Source organism: Candidatus Woesearchaeota archaeon, from assembly GCA_026394965.1.
Taxonomy (GTDB): domain Archaea; phylum Nanobdellota; class Nanobdellia; order Woesearchaeales; family 0-14-0-80-44-23; genus JAPLZQ01.
Genome location: JAPLZQ010000058.1, coordinates 1 through 3,001, shown reverse-complemented (window position 1 = coordinate 3,001; position 3,001 = coordinate 1). Strand labels below are relative to the sequence as shown.

Below are 3,001 nucleotides of genomic sequence, written 5' to 3'. Positions count from 1 at the left end.
TTAAGTGCTACCGCGCAAGAATAGATGATGTATTCGGAGCAGTTGTAATTCCTGAAAGCTCAAAATACGAGCGCGCGGGAATTTCTGCAGTTGAGATTATCGCGCCTGTTTTTCTCAGAAAAAAATTCTTCCTTAAAGACGGGGACAATATGGCTTTTGAAGTGTATGATATTCAGAAAAATGCTTAGAAAAGATGGAAGCCCTGCTTTTCCTTTGAAAGGAATACGCCCTTTTCAGTTATCTCAAAGAACTCCTCTCTGCCCTCAGGAAGGCTTCTGTGTTTTCTTAGAATTGCTTTTTTCCTGTCATCAGAGTTCTGAAGTTCAATGAGGCACTTGCTTGTGTATTTCAGCATGTCCCCTCCAACCATCTTCACAGAATCCCGCTTTTCAAAATCAGAGTACACCTGATTTGTGATTATCACAGGAATCCTTTTCTTCCTTGCAATTTCAGTCAGGTAATTCAGCTGCCTTCCAAGCGAATTGTTCATGTCTCTTATGTCCTCGTCACCGCGCTCTGCGCGGTAGAGCATGCTTATTGTGTCAACAATTATAAGCCCGATATTGTCCTCAACAAGCTCTTTCAGCTTCTCAAAATCCCTTTTCTGCTCTTCAAAATTTGCCGGCTCCAAAAAGAAAGTCCTTGACATAACATCCTTTGAGTTTCCGCAGAGCTGATTGAGCCTTGAAACTGAGAAGCCGCCTTCTGTATCAATAAAAATCACTTTCTTTTGTTTGCTGACTGCAATGAGCGCAAGAAGGCACAGATTGGTTTTTCCAGAGCCGGAAGGGCCGTATATTGTTGTTATTACATCCCTTTCATAGCCTCCCTTGAGGAGGCTGTCAATCACTTCTGTTCCAGAAGGGACTAAAGAGCTTTCTCTGTGCTCATACTTTTCCTTTTTTCCCGAAGAAAGCTCCATGCCAAATATCCTGCCTTCGTAGTATTTAAGAATTGCTGTGAAATTAATACAATATTCCCTATCTGAAGTCAAACAGCGTCCTGAGAAATCCCCTTTTTTCCCTCTCGGAAATCCTGTTCTCAGTCTTTTTCTTCCTTACATAATCCTGAAGCGCCTTTTCAATAATTTCAGAGTCTGCGAATTCCCTTTCCATCTGCCTGAATATGCGGGTGTGGTGGTAATTCTTGCCGTTCTTGTAGGAAAATTTCATTCTCTTGTGAAGCATTTCATGATACATAAGATAGTCAAGCATTTCCGGACTGCATTCCTGAAAGATGCTGCTCACGCATATTGTGTCGTTCTGGTAGTTGTAGCTCGCAAGCTTCCTGAAGGAGCTTCCCCCGAATGCTAAGTTGGGCTTTTCCAGAAGCCCGCTGAAATACTTTTCATTAACCCTGTCAAACGACTCTGAAAGCAATGGCTCGCTCTTTGTCTTTGGAATAGAAATGTGGAGCTTTTTTATGAAAATATTGTAAAGCTCCATATTGATAGTAGTGCCAGTGAATTTCTTTTTCCGGCTGAGCATCTTCACCATGAGCTCCTGAAAGAGCCCCTTTTTTATTTCAGGCGAGATTCCAATCCACTTTTTTCCGAGCCTGAAGACAAGCCTTTTCTCAAGCCGGTAGTGCATAATGCTTGCATTGTAGTCCTTGATTTTTCCTGTGTAGACTATTGACGGCACAAAGTCCATCTCTTTTCCGGGATAAAGCTCAGAAAAAGATTCTCTTGCAATCTGTTCGTCTGTTAATGTTTGCTCTTCCATCTTTTCCGGATTAGCTCATTTCATACCTTAGAAGCGCAGCATAGCATCCCATCTCGCGCAGCTGAACCCCCTCATTTGTCTCAACAGAGATTATCTTGACAGTTGTCCCGAACTTTTCTGCCTCGTCCTCAAGCTTCTCAATCTCTTCATCAGGCAGGGTTTCGGATATGATTAAGGTGTCCACAACTCCTCCTGAGAGATTTGCCCAAACCTGCTCCTTTCCGTATGACACCTTTCCCTGAGTCTTTATGAGCCCTTCAAAGAACTTTTTCATTGTGTTTTTCTCATCAATGATTTCCTCTTCTGCGAGAACATCCTGGCTTTTTTCAACAAGCTCTCTTACCCCAAAATCATCAGTGTAAGTTATGTCCTTTATGGCAATTATCTTTTTCTTGACATCATTTGTTATGTAATTGCCTTCAACAAGCTCGTATTTAGTCGGGCCTGGTCCCCCCACAATTATCCCCTTAAGATCCTTTCCAAGGAACTGCTCCTTCATGTATTCGGCAACCTTCTTGTAGAAATCCTTTGCAGCCCCTTCCCTGAGCCTGAGAAACCTCATTGCTGACTGCCCTCCTGCCTTGAACTTTCCGGGAACCATTGAGTGGGTTTTTGCAAGGGGGATTATGCTCTTTCCCTTGAGCATTGAAATTGTTGCTTCCCTCCTGTCCATGACAACAAGCCCGTATGACTCCTTTGTTGCAATCATGTCCAGGAGCGGTTCAAGAAGAAATGACTTTTCGCAGCGGTAAACCCTGATTTTTAATGGAAGGGGAGGCTCTATGCTCCATACCTTGACATTTGAATCACCCTCTCTTTCAGCTATATTTCCGGCAAAAACAGCCATTCCGTGAGGAGGAGTTCCTGAGTAAAGCTTAAGGTGCTGTATCATCCTTTCCAGGGCGTCAATGACATTTTTCCTTGTGGAAGTGGATTTTATGTTTGATGCAGTTCCCTCTTCCTGCGCGAGGTGATTTATAACCTTGTTCATGTCATAGCCCTGCGGAATGTAGACTGACACAAGCTCGGTATGCCTTCCTCTTGGGCTTTCAAGCTCCTTTATGAATTTCTTGAGCCTGAACTTTTTAGCAGAATCAATCTTCTCTTCAGCCATTGCCATACTTGGAAAAAGGGGGGTATATAAAGATTTTGTATAAAACTGCGCCGCCTGCATAAAACCAAAGATTTAAAAATCCCTCCGCAACTTTCCGTGTATATGAGGGGCTGTGGGGTAGCCTGGCTATCCTTTTCGGTTTGGGACCGAATGACCCCGGTTC

At 43.4% G+C, this 3,001-nt stretch carries 4 protein-coding genes; 1 reads left to right on the top strand and 3 read right to left on the bottom strand.

Annotated features, from left to right (window positions below; translation table 11 throughout):
- Positions 1–188, top strand: a 188-nt coding sequence (locus NTV63_02410) for a DUF120 domain-containing protein (protein ID MCX6709786.1), incomplete at its 5' end; no start/stop codon positions are given.
- Here the strand turns inward: NTV63_02410 and radB are convergent.
- From radB to prf1, 3 genes are read right to left on the bottom strand one after another with little or no spacing between them, the layout of a single operon-like run.
- Positions 185–922 carry a DNA repair and recombination protein RadB gene (radB, locus tag NTV63_02405; protein ID MCX6709785.1) on the bottom strand — a complete coding sequence of 246 codons (738 nt, stop codon included), beginning with the start codon at positions 920–922 and terminating at the stop codon, positions 185–187. The genes NTV63_02410 and radB overlap by 4 nt on opposite strands.
- 58 nt (positions 923–980) lie before the next feature.
- On the bottom strand, positions 981–1,724 hold the full coding sequence (locus NTV63_02400) for a hypothetical protein (GenBank protein MCX6709784.1): 744 nt from the start codon (positions 1,722–1,724) through the stop codon (positions 981–983).
- Between the two features lie 10 nt (positions 1,725–1,734).
- On the bottom strand, positions 1,735–2,838 hold the full coding sequence (gene prf1 / locus NTV63_02395) for a peptide chain release factor aRF-1 (GenBank protein MCX6709783.1): 1,104 nt from the start codon (positions 2,836–2,838) through the stop codon (positions 1,735–1,737).
- Between the last annotated feature and the right edge of the window lie 163 nt (positions 2,839–3,001).

Coding starts and splice junctions, on each gene's coding strand:
- NTV63_02400 (MCX6709784.1), bottom strand. CDS start 1,724: ATGGAAGAGCAAACATTAACAGACGAACAGATTGCAAGAGAATCTTTT.
- radB (MCX6709785.1), bottom strand. CDS start 922: ATGGAGCTTTCTTCGGGAAAAAAGGAAAAGTATGAGCACAGAGAAAGC.
- prf1 (MCX6709783.1), bottom strand. CDS start 2,838: ATGGCTGAAGAGAAGATTGATTCTGCTAAAAAGTTCAGGCTCAAGAAA.